This window comes from Rhizobium sp. BK661, from assembly GCF_024808825.1.
Classification (GTDB): domain Bacteria; phylum Pseudomonadota; class Alphaproteobacteria; order Rhizobiales; family Rhizobiaceae; genus Rhizobium.
Map to the genome: position 1 here is coordinate 63,301 of NZ_JANTYT010000008.1, position 16,727 is coordinate 80,027.

Consider the following 16,727-nt stretch of genomic DNA (forward strand, 5'->3'; position numbering starts at 1 on the left):
TTATGTAAAAGCGGCGAAGCGCCAGAAAAGGGTATGAATGTAAAAGAGTTGATGGGGCATATTATGGGCACCTCCAGCATATTCACGATCAATCGACCGTCGTCGCGAACAGGGCGCTCAGAGACGAAAGCAGCTCACGTTCGGAATAGGGCTTTCCGACGAAGCCGACAGGATGCCACTGTTGAGCAAGCTGCCGCGTCCTTTCGTCGAGGTTGCCGCTGACAAACAGGGATGGAATATTCCAGCGCTGCCGCAGGGCCGCCGCCGTCTCGATCCCATTCGACCCCCGCGCCAGGTTCACGTCCATGATGGCGACATCGATCCTGCCACCAAGCTGTTCAGCCAGCGACAATGCCTGGAGCATGTCGGATGCCTGGCCTGCGACGATATGGCCGGCTTTGAGGAGCATGTCCTCGAGATCGAGGGCAAGCAGCATTTCGTCTTCAACGATCATGACCTGAAGAGGCATCACGACAGTTCCCTTGGAAACGTTACAGTGGCCCGAAAACCTTGCGTCGGATCCTCCTCTTCGATGAAAACACCTCGTATCTGTGCGGTCATGGATGTGACAAGCTTGCTCCCGAGGTCGGACAGACCGTTATCGTCGCTTTGGCGAGGATCCGGATTGGTGACACTCAATGCCAGGACGCCGTCCTCTGGGAGTTCTCGCAGCTTGACGAGGAGACGGCTGCCATGGGCTGGAGCCGCCTTCAATGCCGCAGTGACGAGCTCGTTCACGATGATCGATAGCGGAATTGCACGTTCTGTTGGCAACTCGATCTGCTCTACTTCCACCGCGATCGGACGAGACGGTCGCTCATTCGTTATATCGAGGCAGAGTTTTGTCAGATGATCGGCCATGTCGACTGTAAGCGAATTGGCGGTCCGATACAGATGCTCATGAACCGATATGATGGCTCTGACCCGTGAGATTGCCTGATCGAAGGCCTCCTTCGTCTTGGAGTCCCGCAACCGGCGCGCTTGCAGCCTCAGCGTACTCACGACGAGCTGGAGGCTGTTCTTGACGCGATGATTGACCTCAGCGAGCAACGCATCCTTTTGCTCGAGGAGCTCGCCCTGGGTCTTTACGGACACAGTCAGCGCAGCCTCCCTTTGCCGCTCGGTGGTAACATCCATCAACACACCGATCATTCTAACCTTGCCGTCGGACGTCCTTAGAACCTCGCCGCGGGATTCCACGTGTCGCACGCCCCCCGTCGGCAGAACGATACGATAGTCAAAACGCGCGGCAGTCTGGTCCGGGCTTGACTGGATGCGGCGAAGGCCCTCTTGCACCGCCGCAAGATCCTCCGGGTGAATCCGCGCGAAAAAGGGCGCGGCCACTGGCCCGCCCTCCCCGGGCAGGAACCCGAACATCTCATCGACGGCGTTGCTGCGTCGCCAGATATCGGTTTCCGGCTCATATTCCCAGGTCGCAAGATCGGCGGCATGCAAGGCAATCCTCAGACGGATATCAGCCTCCCTCGCCTTCAGGACGCGATCTGTAACATCCATCGGATTTTGTATGATGTACTGGACATGGCCATCATCGCCGATGACCGGCGTGTGAACAGGTGTCCAGAACTTCTGCGAAAATCCGCCACCGGGTTGGGGGATGTCGTATTGAATGACCGCCATTTCGTGCGGTTTGCCAGTTGCAAGGGCGTGGCGGAGGGAAACTTCAAGCGGCCCTTGCTCCACGGTCCCGGCAGCCTCGGGATTTTCGGGAAACGCTTCGAGAATGTGACGACCGACAATGTCGTTTCGCGCGCGCGATGTGAGCGAGAGATATGCGTCGCTCGCGGCGACGATCGTCAGACCGGGATCAAGCACAAGATAGGGCTGTGGCATCCCCTGAAAGATAGCTGCGAAGTTTGTTGTCTGCATCTATTGAGGCACTCGACTGCGGCTTCGTGCTCTTCCCCAGGGAACGAATCTTCTTTCTGAGGAATGGATCATCAAAATAGGGCGGGCCGACACGGCGGCAATTCTTCCAGGTTTTGTTTCTCGGCAGATGAAAGCATCGTAACGCGCCGAAACGACCGGAGTTCCTATCTTCGGATCTCTTCGGAGCAAAAACCATCGAGTGTGTCGAGTTGGCGTCAGGCAGTCGTCCATCGAATCCGCTGCGCGCTGACAATGTCACCGGACGAGCCGAAGTCCTTCGGCGGGTACGTCTCAATCGATCGTTCGGCTATTCCGCAGCAAAAGCAACACGATTGCTGTTCAGTGCAACGAGCGTCCTTGCCCGCTCAAGCGATGCACTCTGATCGTTACGATAGCGGGAACCAATCTCCATCATCAGCACGGTGCCTGGCAGCGTTCAAACTCGCCGAAGATCCTCCCACTCGCTGTCGCCCCCGCCAAGCGGCATGTGGCGGGCCTCAATGATCTCGGAACCATTGCCACGCTCGCGCATTAGGTGGCGCGAACGAGGTAAGCATGATTGAAATCACTTTCTGGAACAGGCCGGTCGTCATCGTGATCGGATCCGCAATGCATATTGTCCGCAACACCCGAGAAGCCGCGTGGCTGCTTGCAGACAAATGGCCTGTTGTGAGCGGAAACTCCTTCACCAGGGCATTGCGAGCCTGTTCGGCGAGCCTCGATGGGAAAAAATCGGCGACCTATGCCCGACTTGCCCTGATCGCTGCAGCCCGCCACGCCAACCTCAGGGTCGAAGCGTAAAGGCTAGCGCCCTTTGGCCATGTCCCACGCTCACGACCTTACAAGGTCGCGAGCGTCGCGTTGGAGATCTGGGCACCATAGCTCTGGCGAATGCTGACCTTTTTCTCGAGTGCTTCGATCACGAGGGCGGAAAAATCCACGCCATAGAGATTTTCCAGATTCTGAAGTCCGCCCGGTGTGAAAACGTTGATCTCAAGGATTTTTGATCCCACGATATCAAGGCCTACAAGGAACATGCCATCAGCCACAAGCTTGGGCCGAACCATCTCGGCAACGGCCAGCATTTCCGGAGTGACCTTCACCTTGGCCGCCTTTCCGGAGGCACGGATATTCGATCGCACTTCACCCTTGGCCGGTACCCTCCTGAAGGCGGCATAGGCTCCATCCTTTTCGAGTGGCCTGCCATTCATCACGAACAATCGTACATCACCTTCAACTGCGTCCGGCAGGTATCCCTGGGCAATCAGGTACCCCTCCCCGCTGACCGCCTCGAAGATCTGATTAAGATTGGATTCCTTGTTGGATTTGATCTTGAAGACATGCTTGCCGCCTGATCCCTGAAGAGGTTTCAGGATCACGCCGCGCTTCTGGCTGTCGATAAACGATCTGATTTCATCCAGGCTCTTGGAAATGAGCGTGGTCGGACGGACGCTTTCGGGGAAATCCTGGAAATAGAGCTTGTTTTGAGCAGTGGCGAGCGCATTCGGATCATTCACCGTCAGCACCCCGCGCTCGACAGCCAATCGTCCAAACATTGCCCCGACATTGACAGCCCATGCTCGCTCATCTGCATCCTCAGAGGGATCGTTGCGCAGGAACAGGACATCGATATTGGAGACGTCGATTGTTTCCCTTGAAACCTCAGCCCGCAGTCCGGCAATGAAAGCGTCCTGATCCCTGGTTTTGGACGGAGGCGGGATTACCGCGCGGACCAGGAGGTGGTCGTCAGGCCGAAGCACAAAATCATCAGGTGTAAGGTAACAGACGTCGTGACCACGTGCCCGGGCGGACATCGCCAGCGATGTCGTGGTATAGTACGATGACTCGCTCTCAATGGAATTTACGAAAAAAGCTATCCTCATTCTACATTTCCTTCGATTGAAGAAGATCGATCGGCCTTAATCCCTGGCGTGCTTTCTCAAGCCTGTCGCGGCCATCCTTGGTGGCCAGAAACAGCGGATAAATCGCCGGCGGCTTCAACAAGCCACGTGACGCCAGTTCCTCCATCACACCAAAATGGCCGGATGAGATTTTTCCCATCCAGAATGGATCGAGCGCTGCCCCTCGTTTGAGATGGTCGAGAAGCTCAAGAAGCCCCCGCAGGTAGATCGCGTCCTTTGCCAGCCCACCACCCCGGTAGACACGCAGAGTCAGATTGAACGCGGCAGCTCGTGAAAAGCCGTAGTCCCGCACCAGCCGATGGAAGGTCTGATCGAATTTTGCACCGGACAGCATGTCGGCACATGCGACCACGCGCGCCGCGATCAACTTGAGACGTCCTGCCGTCATTCCGCCGGCTAGATACTCGGCAAAGACTGCAAGACCTTCCTGCATGCCCTCATATCCTGCAAGCCCTGAACGAAAGAGCCTCAGTCCCTGGCACCCGCCATTGAAAAACGTAAGAAGGTGGACCCCTATTTCGTGGGAGAGAAGCGGCGCCACCCGGCGGGGATCCATCAATGTCTTTCTCGAGATGAGAAGACGGTGGTTCGATACCATCAGTCCCGACGGCAAGTCGTCCCGGACCTCAACGTCGACCTGGAAGTCGGGGAACTTTTCCTGGTAGGCGGCGATCATCGACTGCGCCTGCCGTTCAAGGTACACACTGTCGGCCGCCTCAACGTCGTCGCTCCTTGACGCCGTGTCGGGCCCGTCTTCACTGAGGTAGTCCAGAATGCGTTCGGCTTCAGCCAGCAACAATGGTTCGACAGGTCCATAGAGCGCTCGTCCAAACTCGATGAAGGTCTGGCGATTGCGCGCAGCAACCAGGGACAACTGCAGATCCACTTCCTGCTGCTTTTGCCTGTACAGTTCGTAAAGCACCGGGTCCTCGATCCGGTCAAAGGCAATGGAAAAGAGGCGTTGCTTTGCATCCTCGACCTGCACGGTCAATGGCCGATACAGGAAGCCTGGATCACCTACGAACCCGTTGGCTTCGAAGCGATGGAAAGCTTGACCTGCATTGATCGGGGTCACTGCCAAAAGGACGTCAAATGCCGTGGCGATCTCATCGATGCCACGATCCACACGGTTGACCGCCTCGACCAACGCGCGGCGTCCGAGCGAACGATGGGACGCAGGCTTCATAATTCCACGCGCCTCTATGAAAGCCGCGCACGCTTGAAGCCCGGCATCGAACAGCGTCGCAATGAGCTGGTCGCGCACCTCCGGAAAGGTGTTACCGGACTGGGGAGCACGGTAGATCGGGGCGAACTCCGCAACCAGAAGGGCGCAGCCGGCAAGCCCGGCCAGATCCCCGTCAATCTTCGAGGATGCCATGCGCCGCTCCTCGACCTGGGGCGTGCGGAAGCGTGCTTCGCTGGCACTGACAGCCTTCGAGAAGGTTTCCCTGACTTCCGGCGCATTGCCTGACGACCAGACCGAAACCTCGAATGGTGGGAGGTACGGTGCATCATCTGTCAGGAACCTGTCGCGATCGAGCTCAGCAAACCGGACAATGACAAAGGCCCCGAACTGTTTGGCCGCCATCATTGACAGTGCCTTGACGATCGGCAGGACGGACCTCGGATCCGATGCGACAAGGTAGGAGGCGTTCGCCTGCACCACGGATCGGGCAACGTCCTCGTTGCGACCGCCATCGATGTGGAGGAACAGAAAGGGTAGCAATCGATCGACATGGAGGCGACTGCCGTCACCGAAATCCTTGCGGATGGCCTTGCCTTCATTCAGAGAGCTCACGACATCAACCAGCCAGTCGATCTGATCAAAGTGGACCGGGCCAGTCATGAGCCGTACCCCAGAATGCGTTCCAGCAGGGGTACTGCCGCGGCAAGACCACGACGCAATTCATCAAGGACGACGCGATTGGGCTCGCCCGTCCATTCGTCCATGAAGATTTTCTTGAATTCGATCGCGACGGCGCAGCCTGTCTCCGGAAATGCCTCATGGATAAAGCGTGTCTGTTCTCCCCTGCCTTGGAAGGCAACGTTTTCTCTCACATCCAAAGGCCTGCCGTTCACGACGATGGTCTGGAGGTGTTCGATCAGTTGGTCCACCACATAGGCCCACCGGTCCCTGTCCATCGAGAATGTGCCAATATTGATATCCGGCGCATCCTCTTGGCTGGTCTCGACGTCAGGCGCTGCCCGCCGATGATTGTAGCTATGGACGTCCAGAACAACGAATCTGCCAAAGTCGAGCTCAATCTGTTTGAGGAAGGTCCGAAGCATCGTGTAGTAGCTATCGTGAAGAGCGAGCGATCGGGCTTTTTCCTCCTGTGGCAGAGGCTCGCGCCAGACCTTCAGCCCCCACGCCTGTTCGGGGGTGAGGTAGAGGGCGCCGTCCCGGCTCCGGTTGAGGTCGAATTCAAAACGCGAGCGGTGGCCAACGACCTGGTTCGGCACGTCATTGATCAGGAATGCGGTAAACGGATCTTCCTCGCGTTGTCTTTGATGGGCTGACAGCGCAAATCGGTCCTGTAGACTTTCCCTGACACCGCTTCCGTCATGGATTGCTGTACCGATCACCGGTGAGTCCGCCCTGGTGAGCGTCCATAGCCTTTTGCACCCTGCTTCCGTCGGTCCTGCGTCGACCCTACTTTCCATCAATACCTCCCGCTCGGTTGAAGGCCGGGTTGAACCGGTCTAGCGACGATCGCAGGTCCATATATTCCTGCAAACTTCCTGGTGCGTGCTAGCAGTGCGAGGTGCACCCAGAAATGTCTGACATGGCTCCCCCGCAGGTCCTCCGTCTCCTATCAATTCCTTGAGACACAAACGCGATGCGAGGCAATTTGGTTCGATGCCTCCTCCTTGTGGGCGCGACGTATGAGACAGACGCTCGACCGTGCTCCATTGCGAATTGAGCAGCCGAACAACTGTCGGTAGATTGGCCGCCTGCGACATGGTAGGTTTTTGGCGTGCGTTCAGGAGAATGCGATGTTCCGATCGGGCAGGAAGTATCAGCATCTCGTTCATGACACTGGCTGGAAATGCGCCAGCCCCCTTCTCCAGCAGGCAGCTATGTGGCTGCGAGAATATCCGCGGAGAGATTTGCTCAAGATTTCGGATCGGCGGCGATCGCCAGGATGATAGCTGTTCGGCCCAATGTACGGCCACATCGACGGACGTGATCGATGACTGCAGCTTCCGATCACCTAGATAGTCATGCACCTCGACCAGGTTCAACGTCCTAGCGGAGACGGGTCAATGAAGGCGCTTAAAGCCATCTGCAGTAATCAACGGACAGGCATCGGCGGGCACCAGTGCAGGCGAGGCGCTCGTCGCCATGGAGACGCTCGCCGCAGAGAAACCTCCGCCCGGCTTCGGGTTTGAATGGACTGTTCTGGCACTGCAGGAAAGCAGGCGGTGGACAGACCGCCGTGATCCTTCTGATGGGAATGGCTTCTACCTACCTCCTTCTCGTCGCCCGGTACGAGAGCTGGAGTGTCCTGTAGTGGTCATGATGTCCGTCTCCGTTGCCGTGCTTGGGGCACTCACCCGGGCTCGCGCTTTCCGGCGTTAACCTCAATATGTACGCCCAGATCGGATTGCAGCTCCTGATAGGCCTTGCGGCTAAGAATGCCATCCTCATCGTCGAATCCGCCAAGGAGCGGCGCGAGCAAGGCGCACGCATCATGAATGCAACAATCTAAGGCACCTCCCAGCGGTTCCGACCCGTGCTGATGACCGCAATGGCTTCGGTGCTGGGGGTGCTGCCGTTGGTTGTTGCAACAGGCGCAGGGGCCGGTAGCCGCCAGGCCATCAGGATAACGGTCCTGGGTGGGCTCCTGCTTGGAACCATCCTCGGCCTTCTTGTGATTCCGCTCTCGTATTTCTATGTGCAGACCATTCGGGAGGCTTTGAAAAGGAGGATTTTCAAAACCCAGGCGGTCGAAGCCATGACTAGTTCAAACCCGGAGTAGAACGCCTTCAGGTTTCGATAAGGTCAGATCGCCAACACGGGCCACTATGCCGCTATCAGAAGATGAGCGGAGCGATGTCGATCTTGGACTTTCGGTAATGCGTGCCTTGTTGGTATTGCCAAGAGCGTCGAGGGGAGGAATCGACGTCGCCTATCACGGGCTCGCCTGCCAGTCGCCAGCCGTGCGACTAAGCGCTCCACAGGCAAGAGAGAGGCACTGCTGCAAGACTGTCCCCGAACGGCAAAACCTTGTCGCCGTCATAGAGTACCCATCCCGCTGTGAAAGCCGCTCCCGTCGCTGCGGCGACCTTTCTGAGACCTTTAAAGTCGGCCGGTGTCACGGTGGCCGAGGCCTTGATCTCAAATGCTACAATGTTACCTATTTCGTCTTCGAGGACGATGTCGACTTCGTCCTGGTCCTTGTCGCGGTAATGATGGATCCGCGTTTGGACGTCGCTCCAGGTCGAGAGCCTTAGAACCTCGCTTGTAACAAAGGTTTCGAGCATCGGCCCGAATAAGGAACGGTCCTGTCTGATCCGATCTGCTGTGACCCCGATCAGGGATGCCAGAAGACCGCTATCAAGAAACAGGAGCTTCGGGGTCTTCACGAGACGTTTGAGGGGATTGCGAAACCAGGGTTCTATGCGCCGGACAAGGAATACCTGCTCAAACAGGCCAATATAGCGGCGGGCTGTTTTGTCATCGAGGCCAACCTGGCCGGCTAGTTGGGTGAAATTCAGCAGCTGTGCGGAATGATGCGCGAGTGCGCGCAGTAGTTGCGGCATCCGATCCAGGCGCTCGACATCGGCAATGTCGCGCACGTCCCGCTCGACAATGGCGCGGATATAGTCTCGGGCCCAGGCGGAGCGGCGCCGCGGATCTTGGCGGGCAAGCATTTCGGGATAGCCGCCCATCAGGCAGCGCTCGATTAATGTGTCTCCGGTAAACGGCTCGCGTGGAGCGGTTACCTCGCCAGCAAATGCCGTATCGAGAAAATTCGATGTGACGTTTCGGATTTCTGACTGGGCAAGCGGAAGCAAGGTAACGACTTCCATTCTCCCGGCGAGGCTTTCCGATACCGTCGGCAAAGCAAGGATATTCGCCGACCCTGTCAACAGAAAGCGGCCGGGTCGGCGATCATTGTCGACGGCCTGTTTGATCGCGCGCAGGATCTCAGGAAGCCGCTGAACCTCGTCGATGACGGCAGTGTCGATCTGCCGAATGAACCCGACAGGGTCGGTCCTGGCGGACGACAATGTTGTTTCGTCGTCAAAGGTAAAATAGGGTCGATCCGGCTCCAGCAGGGTTCGTGCCAACGTCGTTTTTCCGCATTGGCGTGGTCCATTGATCAAGACGACCGGAGTGTCCTTCAAGGCGGTGCGGATCCGCTCTGCTGCGCCCCTGGGATAGAGCATTTGTGCTTGTCTTCCAGTCATTGAATCCCCCAGACATGCGGCGCACAACGGCCTGCCCTATCCCGTCCAATTCGGAACCTTCTCTCGTCCAATTCGGATTCTAAGCTCGTCCAATTCGGATTTCAAGCTCGTCCAATTCGGATTTTATCCGCGGCTATCTCGGATCGGGATATAGCGGAATTCTCGGCAGCGCAAATGTACATGTCACGTCCGTCCTCCGGATCGGATCCGTTCCCATTGTTGTGATGCGGGCGCGCCGGCCTTCAAGGCTCGGCGGAAATGCCAGGCACAAGATGACAACCGATGTAGCGACAAGCTGCTCGGCAAGGTGAATGCCGAGTGCAGCAAGGTGGCGACAAAATGCTTCCGGCCAGTTCCCGTCATTTTCAGCTTCGAATTCTACAGCATGGAAATTCAGGCCTTTCGAAGCTGGCGGATCGACAGGCTCAAAACGGCCGGAAGGGCGAACATAAGTCCGGGATCAATGAGAACGCCCCCCAAGGAAAGTGCTGGCGCTTTCAAAGTCGTTTAGAGTGCGTCCAGTCGTCATCGGCGCCGACATGGAACGAGCGCGACACGAAACAGCGCGAGCTGCGAGAAGCTGTAAGTCAATCATCGAAGGATGGAGGACATATGGATATGACCAGTGCCTTAATGCGCAGCCGCGAGCTCGACGGCGGTCTTGGCGTCTTCAGCGTTCATCCGACCGTCAACCACCGCTTGGCACGCGTTCCATGCTCGTTGCCACTTGGCAGCGCTCTGGTGCGGCTCATGGATGAGCCACGTCAACGCCTCCTCTGGGGAGCCGACAACAATACGAATGCGGCTGTCTCCTAACACGAGAGGCTTTTCCCATCGGTGTACCAACATGGTCTCTCTCCAATTCGGGCATCCGCTCAACCTCCCCGATAGATGGGTAGCGGCCGCCTCAGTTCAATCGTCGACACGCTAAAGGAACATCCAGACCCCCGTCGATCCTTCAAGGAGAACCCGTTGGCGAAGGAGACGCGGGCCGAATTCCGGTTTTGCAAAGCCCGCCACGGCGAACGCAAGTCTAGCGAGTGGAAACCATCAATCGATCTTCAGGCGCCGCGCTTGAAGCTCATCGAGCGCAACCTTGTGAAGGCCCGCTTCGAGTCCTTCGGGCCTGCCTTAATTCTCGGTTTCATGGTAGTGATCTGGCAGTTTACACCTGCGACCAATAGGGATAGTCTATATCCTTAATAGATGCAAATCAGCATCTTTCGGATCTTTCAATGAATCTCAAGAGCCAAGTCGAATGGGCGCTCCACTGCTGTGCCATTCTCGCAGGCCTGCCAGAGGGCCGTTATCTATCCACCAAAGCTCTGGCGGAGTTCCATGGGCTTCCGAAGGAATACCTCTCGAAGGCCTTGCAAGGACTTTCGCAGGCAGGACTGGTGCATACGACCCTTGGCCCGACGGGCGGGTATCGGCTGGCCAGAACGCCCGCCGAACTGACCTTTCTCGATATCGTCGAAGCCGTGGAAGGCAAGGCCAGAACCTTCGTTTGCAACAACATCCGGGCAAACAACCCCTGCAGACCTCCAGGATACTGCGAAGACCAACCTTGCGCGGTCGCGCGGATAATGTGGGAGGCCGACGAAGCGTGGCGGGACAAGCTCCGCAGCGTGAGACTTTCCGACCTAGTGGAGACGCTTTCCAGGGATATTCCGCGCGATCTTTGGAAGAGCAGTTTTGAATGGGTGCTAGAGCGCGCCGGATGATGGTGTTCCGGGAATCCTGGCGGGAAAGGACTGGAGCGGCATCGCCAGGAAAAATCCCTTCTCCCTGCAATGGCGATGAACAGAAGCGATCACTTCGTTTCGGGCGGGCGTCCGGGCTGCCGGGCTCGTGACACGAAACTGAAGCTCCGTCTCGATCGCTACTGCGTCAATCGCTTTCAGTGCGACGACGGGCGGCGGATCCTTGACGATCGCATCACAGGCTTGAAGCGCGGTGAGCATGAGTTCTTCGACCTGCTCCGGATCGTGGCTTGCCGCAATTCTTATAAGAAGCGCGATCTGATGACTTTCGTCGGGCCGGCTGAGATTGGTGAGCCCAACCTTGGCGAGCACGCTGTTGGGCAAGACTACGACATTGTGAGCGCCGGTGATCAGGGAGATGGACCGCCAGTTGTTCTCAATAACCCTTCCCTCGGTACCGTCGCCGAGCACGATCCAGTCGCCAATTGCAAAGGGCCGTCCCAAGGTCAATGCAACCCCGGAAAAGACGTCACCGAGCGTATTCTGCAGCGCAAGGCCGAAGATGATCGCGACAACGCCCGAGGTTGCGATCAGAGTGCCGATGGGCGCCTGGAACACAAAGCCCAGTATGGACAGCGCTACGCCGAGATAGACGATCGCAACAATGAGGTCCTGCAACAGTCGCGCCTCGCGCGGACGTCGTTCAAGAACGATGTAAATGCGGACAAAACCGATGAGCGTCCAGGCGAGGTGAGTCCACCACAGGACGCGTGCAGTGGTAGCCATGCCGGCCCTGAAGCCCGTGAGCTGCAAGTCGTCGACCCGGTGCGGCATGATTCCGGCTACTGCCAGAACGACGGTCATGGCAGTGAAGAAGAAGATTTGCACGACAAGTCTGGCCGTCGGTCGGCCGCTGCCCTGAAGATGCCAGACAGCAATGCCGGCAATTCCCAGGAGATTGATCAACGTCAGCGGCAGCAACGGATGTTCCCTCTTTCATATTCTTTGGCACCCCAAAAGAAAGGTAAAAGAGGCACGATGCTCAACCGCACCGCGCCCCGCTTTCCCCTCACTATTTCTTCATGGGAAAGGTGAGTTCCTTTTCACTGGTATCGACCACGAAGACAGCAAGAAGCTTGGCAGGTTCTGTCTTGCTGCCGTTTTCGCTCACACCATGGCGATCCCCCGGCATTTCCGAGAAGCTTTCACCTGCCTTGTAGACCTTGACCGGTCCATCGTTGACCTGGCTGCGGATCGAACCCTCCAGCACTGTCGCATAGATGAAGGCCGTGCTCGGATGGGTGTGCCCCTCTGAAAATCCGCCGGGGCCGTACTCCACGAGCACGCCCTTGATGCTTTTACCGGGTACATTCGGAAGCTCATGTTCGTACACAAGGGTCACTTTCGACGCTTCGCCGGCAACTGCATCGTGAGTGCTGGCCGGTCCCGACAGTCCCGCAACGAGAAACGAAAAGGCGATGATTGATCTGATCATTGTCATTCTCCTGTTCTGGACGATTGCGCACCTGTTGGCGGCACAAGTCGGCCGATCAATTGCGCTGGGCCATTGCAAACCACTGTTCGAACGTGATCTGGCCAAGTCGGGGATTGTTGTCAGAGACGAGCGAACCGTCGTCGAGCCGGGCGCCGAAGTATCGAGCTTCCGGGTCCGGCTGCACTTTCCGCCCGTCGCCAGTTGCTTCGAGATAGCGCGCAACGAGTTCGTTGAGCCGGAAACGCTCGGGGCCGGCGATCTCCACCGTCCCGTTGATCGGGGCAGAGACGGCAACTTCGGCCATCGCGGCGGCGACGTCGTCAGATGCGATCGGCTGGATGTAGGCCGGTGACAACCGCACTGTATCGCCGACCGTTCCGGACTTGGCGATGCCGCCCACAAACTCCATGAATTGCGTGGAGTGTACGATGGTGTAGGGGATCGCCGATGCCTTGATCAGCTTTTCCTGCGCAAGCTTGCCCCGGAAATAGCCACTCTCCTGCAGGCGCTCGGTTCCGACAACCGACAGCGCGATGTGATGTTTGACGCCGGCATCCTTTTCGGCCCGAAGAAGATTGCGCCCGGAGGCCTCGAAGAACTCGAGGACGGCCTTATCTTCGAAGGATGGTGAGTTGGCGAGGTCGACGACAACATCGCAACCGACCAATGCCGCAGCCAGACCTTCCCCGGTCACGGTGTTGACGCCCGTGTTCGGAGAGGCAGCAAGGACATCATGCCCCTGCTTGCGCAGGCGTTCGACCGTCTTCGAACCGATCAGGCCGGTTCCGCCAATAATAACGATTTTCATGGGACTTCTCCCCGGTTTGCGGCCAGGCCGCGGTGGTTGGTGGCTAAAGGACAGGGGCTTAGTTCAAGCCTGCCTTGTCGAGGCCGTAAAGCTTGTCTGCGGAGCCCGGCACCGACTTGAACGCAATGCTGGCGCGGTTCCAGGCATTGATCACCATAACTACAAAGGTCAGATCAGAGATCTCTTTTTCTGAGAGCTGGCCTCGAACGCGTTCGTAAAGCTCGTCGGGAATTCCACCCTCCGGAAGCTTCGTCAGCGCTTCAGTCCAGGCGAGTGCGGCGCGTTCGCGCGGGGCAAACAGGTTCGATTCGCGCCAGATCGCGACGTGGTAAAGGCGTAGCTCTGTTTCGCCATGCAACTTGGCTTCCTTCACGTGCATATCGAGGCAAAAGCCGCACCCGTTGATTTGCGACGCCCTGATCTGCACCAGATCGTGGAGCTTCTGCTCGATGACGCTTTCCTTGAGGCTCATGCTGAGCTCGGAGAGCTTCTTGAAAAGTTCCGGGGATTGCTGTGCGTAGTTCAGGCGCTGGGTCATGTCCGTCTCCTTATTTAAGGATATTTGTCATCCTTATGGATATAAGATATCCGTAATTGCTGGACAGTAAAGCGTTTGCGGTCTAGTCTCGGAACATAAGGGTTATGTCGAACGGTACGGGTAAAGTGGGATGGACATCGTTTGCGCGCTGAGGACGTTCATGAGGGTCGCCGAGACAGGATCTTTTTCTGCAGCGGCAGCCGATCTCGGCCTGACGCAGCCAGCCGTTTCAAGGCAGGTTTCCGCGCTCGAGGAGCACCTCAGCATCCGCCTCTTCCATCGCACCACGAATGCGCTCGCCCTGACCCTCGAGGGTGAGCAGATCATTACGATGGCCTTGAAGGTGATCGACGCAGTGGACTCACTCAATGAGGCGTCGGGTGCCGAAGCAGCCAATGCCATGGGCCGTGTGCGCCTCGCCTTGCCCGCCCCACTTGGCCTTTATGTGAGCGACCGACTTGCGCAGCTTCTCGACCACCATCCTGGCCTGGTGGTCGAACTCCTTTTCCGGGAGGAGCCATCAGACCTCATCGGAGAAGCCATCGACCTTGAGGTACGGCTCGGTCTTGTCTCTGACAGCAGCCTCATGTGTCGCCGGATCGGGTGGACGACAGCCTTTCTCTGCGCAGCCCCCGCCTACCTCGAACGCCGGGGAGTTCCAAAGGCTCCGGCCGAGGTCAACACGCACGACTGTATCTGTTACAGCCGAGCCGGAGATGGCCGATCCTGGCTGTTTTCAGACGGCTCAAACGAAATTTCCGTTCGCATCTCGCCGCGTCTGGTCGCAAACAGCGCCCTTGCGGTGCACCGCGTGGTCTTGAGCGGAGGCGGCCTTGCCGTGCTTTCGCATATTCTGGCATATCCCGATATGGAGGCAGGCCGGCTGATCAATGCAATGCCGGACTATCCACCCGTGCGGCTGCCGATCAACCTTGTCTATCCGTCACGAAAGAACCTGCCCTTGCGGGTTCGCACCGTTCTCGACTTCCTCGTCGAAGCCGTCAGGGACGATCCGTTTATGGCCTCCTGATTTCGCGCCAATAAAGAGCAACGGTGTTAAGCGTCAAGCATCGTTGCGCGATGATCGCGCGTTCGAGCGTTGAGGACGATGATCATCCTTCGCAATCCGGCCGCAACGACAGACCTGGTTTCTTCACGCCGGCCATGCGTTGTTCACTTGGCAAAATTGCTGAAAGTGATCGAGCAGAAGAGGTGAGAATGCCGTGTTCTTATGCCGCAGCCTTCGCAGCGCGAGCGACGGCAAGATGCTGCCTGATCGCCCGATGGATATCCGTGATCGTGTCGAACACCAGATTATCCAGGTCGATCACGTGGAAACGAACGGCGATGAATCTCAGCCGGCTGTCGGCGGGGACAGCGATACCGACCTCTTGACCACCAAAAATGACTGCTTGCCTTTGCATAAACGCCCTGCACACTGAACCTCGGCGCATCTTTAGCAAGATCGAATGAAGGATTTACGACAGAGCAACCATCAGTAGTAGTGCGGCCACCGAAAATCCACGATAATACCCGCGCTGTCCCTTTGGAAGGTTCTTTATACCAAGGGTCAGTGTGAGGTGGCCGTGGTTTCAGCACGAGATGCTAGGTGGTCTCTTATTGCACGCCTGATTTCAGTCACCGTGTCGAACACCTCGTTGTCCAGGTCGATGACCTGGAAACGGACCGCGATGAATTTGAGGCGGTTATCCACTGGAACCGCAATACCGACTTCCTGACCGTTAAAGACGACAGCTTGTCTTTGCATAACCAATCCCTGGCCCGTCATGGGCGTCACATCTAGCAAGTGGAATGAACAAAGAGGACGCGTCAATACACGCTCGAGAGCCGGTATCGGATCGAACGCACATGGTGCACCGTCACAAAGAACTTTAGTCGGATGGACAAGACATCACTCCCTTTGGCAAGGCCAACGGCAGCCAGAAAAATTTATGCCAGAACCATCCATTAAGCAACTGATTTCTGTAATTATTTAGCGTTAATTAATCATATGACAATTACCGCAGGTGCGAGAAAAAAGGTGGTTCACCGGACCAAGCAATTGCATTAGCTGACGGAACGGGATGAAAGCAGGGATGCGCGAAAGGCACCGAAGCCGGATGTCCTTTAACGCATCCCTGGCCGGTTCGAAACGGTTCGGCTGAGATTGCGTGGACCTGGCGGTCTTCTTCCGCGCTTTAACGGCATCGCCTTCCTACCCTTTCCCTTGCCCGGCCGCCGTCGGGAATTTGCTTGCGATCAAGGGATGGGTGCGATCGCCCGTTCCCTGCCGTTCACACCTGCTGGAATGTTCCCATCAAGGACGATTTTGCCAGCATTTGATTTTGCGCCTCCTCCCACATCGCTTCGATAGCTGCTGATGCCGGCACAGTGAGATTCGGCACGTCGAGCGCTGCAACTGTAAAGTGGTAGTGATGGACACCATGTCCTCGCGGCGGTTCTGGTCCATCGTAACGTCTATTGCCAAAATTGTTGTCTGAAAACCGCAACCCGCTGCCGTTAGCTGTATCGCTGCTTTCCTGCAGGCCGTTGTTTGTTGGCGCAATATTATAGACGCCCCAATGCCGGAAAGTTCCATAAGGAGCATCCGGGTCCTCGATGACAATGGCGAAGCTTTTGACATTGTCCGGCGCTCCGGACCAGGACAATGCCGGCGCTATTTTCTCACCCAGCCTGGTATGCTTTTTGGGAATTGGGCCTCCGTTCGCAAAAGCGGAACTGCTCAAAAACGGCATCTGGACCTCCAGGTAGGTTCGAGGGTCGCCTCGGCAATATATTCGCCGGCAGCACTGGCATCGGTCGCCCACTGCGATTTGAATGGATGGCCCAGCAACTTTGCGACACGAAAGTTCCAGACGTCTCGCCAGTCATCCTGGATTGTCATAGCGATGCGGCATGAGGCGCGCCAGGCAACACAAGCGGTCTCCAAATCGCG

General features: G+C 57.3%; 18 protein-coding genes and 1 pseudogene. 5 read left to right on the forward strand and 14 right to left on the reverse strand.

Features of this window, described 5'->3' with window-relative positions:
• Positions 1–88: 88 nt before the first annotated feature.
• Both FHX16_RS17725 and FHX16_RS17730 read right to left on the reverse strand, forming a co-directional pair.
• Positions 89–469: a response regulator gene (locus FHX16_RS17725; RefSeq protein WP_183756150.1), complete on the reverse strand. Its 381-nt coding sequence runs from the start codon at positions 467–469 to the stop codon at positions 89–91.
• Positions 469–1,887, reverse strand: a complete 1,419-nt coding sequence (locus FHX16_RS17730; RefSeq protein ID WP_259129561.1) for a sensor histidine kinase — start codon at positions 1,885–1,887, stop codon at positions 469–471. Before FHX16_RS17730 ends, FHX16_RS17725 begins: the two co-directional genes overlap by 1 nt.
• A gap of 555 nt (positions 1,888–2,442) precedes the next feature.
• Between FHX16_RS17730 and FHX16_RS17735 the strand changes: the two genes are divergently transcribed.
• Complete coding sequence (locus FHX16_RS17735; RefSeq protein ID WP_259129563.1) at positions 2,443–2,688, forward strand: DUF982 domain-containing protein; 246 nt, start codon at positions 2,443–2,445, stop codon at positions 2,686–2,688.
• Between the two features lie 38 nt (positions 2,689–2,726).
• Here the strand turns inward: FHX16_RS17735 and FHX16_RS17740 are convergent, their stop codons facing one another.
• Genes FHX16_RS17740 through FHX16_RS17750 form a run of 3 tightly spaced genes read right to left on the reverse strand, consistent with a single transcriptional unit; the run spans position 2,727 to position 6,473 of the window.
• Positions 2,727–3,770: a glutathione synthetase gene (locus FHX16_RS17740; RefSeq protein WP_183756147.1), complete on the reverse strand. Its 1,044-nt coding sequence runs from the start codon at positions 3,768–3,770 to the stop codon at positions 2,727–2,729.
• Position 3,771: 1 nt separating this feature from the next.
• Positions 3,772–5,655: a flavohemoglobin expression-modulating QEGLA motif protein gene (locus FHX16_RS17745; RefSeq protein ID WP_259129565.1), complete on the reverse strand. Its 1,884-nt coding sequence runs from the start codon at positions 5,653–5,655 to the stop codon at positions 3,772–3,774.
• The gene (locus tag FHX16_RS17750; RefSeq protein ID WP_183756145.1) at positions 5,652–6,473 is read right to left on the reverse strand and encodes an N-formylglutamate amidohydrolase; all 822 of its coding nucleotides are present in this window, start codon (positions 6,471–6,473) and stop codon (positions 5,652–5,654) included. The genes FHX16_RS17745 and FHX16_RS17750 overlap by 4 nt, the downstream gene beginning before the upstream one ends.
• A gap of 613 nt (positions 6,474–7,086) precedes the next feature.
• On the opposite strand from FHX16_RS17750, the pseudogene FHX16_RS17755 reads away from it, so the two are divergent.
• Positions 7,087–7,792 (forward strand): annotated as a pseudogene (locus FHX16_RS17755) (efflux RND transporter permease subunit); the annotation flags it as partial.
• Between the two features lie 187 nt (positions 7,793–7,979).
• On the opposite strand, the gene FHX16_RS17760 reads toward FHX16_RS17755, so the two are convergent.
• Both FHX16_RS17760 and FHX16_RS17765 read right to left on the reverse strand, forming a co-directional pair.
• On the reverse strand, positions 7,980–9,227 hold the full coding sequence (locus tag FHX16_RS17760) for an ATP-binding protein (RefSeq protein WP_259129566.1): 1,248 nt from the start codon (positions 9,225–9,227) through the stop codon (positions 7,980–7,982).
• 630 nt (positions 9,228–9,857) lie between these two features.
• Positions 9,858–10,076, reverse strand: a complete 219-nt coding sequence (locus tag FHX16_RS17765) for a DUF982 domain-containing protein (RefSeq protein WP_259129567.1) — start codon at positions 10,074–10,076, stop codon at positions 9,858–9,860.
• Positions 10,077–10,199: 123 nt separating this feature from the next.
• On the opposite strand from FHX16_RS17765, the gene FHX16_RS17770 reads away from it, so the two are divergent.
• Both FHX16_RS17770 and FHX16_RS17775 read left to right on the forward strand, forming a co-directional pair.
• Entirely contained in the window at positions 10,200–10,430 is a 231-nt protein-coding gene (locus FHX16_RS17770) for a hypothetical protein (RefSeq protein WP_259129570.1), read from the forward strand.
• A 32-nt stretch (positions 10,431–10,462) separates the two neighbouring features.
• Positions 10,463–10,951 (forward strand): Rrf2 family transcriptional regulator, encoded by a 489-nt coding sequence (locus FHX16_RS17775; RefSeq protein ID WP_183864001.1) that lies wholly within the window; start codon positions 10,463–10,465, stop codon positions 10,949–10,951.
• Here the strand turns inward: FHX16_RS17775 and FHX16_RS17780 are convergent.
• From FHX16_RS17780 to FHX16_RS17795, 4 genes are all read right to left on the reverse strand, one after another.
• Positions 10,934–11,911: a mechanosensitive ion channel family protein gene (locus tag FHX16_RS17780; RefSeq protein WP_259129573.1), complete on the reverse strand. Its 978-nt coding sequence runs from the start codon at positions 11,909–11,911 to the stop codon at positions 10,934–10,936. The genes FHX16_RS17775 and FHX16_RS17780 overlap by 18 nt on opposite strands.
• Positions 11,912–12,002: 91 nt before the next feature.
• A complete protein-coding gene (locus FHX16_RS17785; RefSeq protein WP_259129575.1) occupies positions 12,003–12,425 on the reverse strand; it encodes a cupin domain-containing protein in 423 nt (140 codons plus the stop codon).
• 55 nt (positions 12,426–12,480) lie between these two features.
• On the reverse strand, positions 12,481–13,233 hold the full coding sequence (locus FHX16_RS17790; protein ID WP_183756139.1) for an SDR family oxidoreductase: 753 nt from the start codon (positions 13,231–13,233) through the stop codon (positions 12,481–12,483).
• Positions 13,234–13,291: 58 nt separating this feature from the next.
• Complete coding sequence (locus FHX16_RS17795; RefSeq protein ID WP_259129579.1) at positions 13,292–13,771, reverse strand: carboxymuconolactone decarboxylase family protein; 480 nt, start codon at positions 13,769–13,771, stop codon at positions 13,292–13,294.
• Between the two features lie 130 nt (positions 13,772–13,901).
• On the opposite strand from FHX16_RS17795, the gene FHX16_RS17800 reads away from it, so the two are divergent.
• Complete coding sequence (locus FHX16_RS17800) at positions 13,902–14,801, forward strand: LysR family transcriptional regulator (RefSeq protein WP_183863999.1); 900 nt, start codon at positions 13,902–13,904, stop codon at positions 14,799–14,801.
• A 199-nt stretch (positions 14,802–15,000) separates the two neighbouring features.
• Here the strand turns inward: FHX16_RS17800 and FHX16_RS17805 are convergent, their stop codons facing one another.
• From FHX16_RS17805 to FHX16_RS17815, 3 genes are all read right to left on the reverse strand, one after another.
• Positions 15,001–15,195: a hypothetical protein gene (locus FHX16_RS17805; RefSeq protein WP_183756136.1), complete on the reverse strand. Its 195-nt coding sequence runs from the start codon at positions 15,193–15,195 to the stop codon at positions 15,001–15,003.
• Between the two features lie 146 nt (positions 15,196–15,341).
• The gene (locus tag FHX16_RS17810) at positions 15,342–15,539 is read right to left on the reverse strand and encodes a hypothetical protein (protein WP_183756135.1); all 198 of its coding nucleotides are present in this window, start codon (positions 15,537–15,539) and stop codon (positions 15,342–15,344) included.
• Positions 15,540–16,065: 526 nt separating this feature from the next.
• Positions 16,066–16,527: a YbhB/YbcL family Raf kinase inhibitor-like protein gene (locus FHX16_RS17815; protein ID WP_259129581.1), complete on the reverse strand. Its 462-nt coding sequence runs from the start codon at positions 16,525–16,527 to the stop codon at positions 16,066–16,068.
• Positions 16,528–16,727 lie beyond the last annotated feature (200 nt).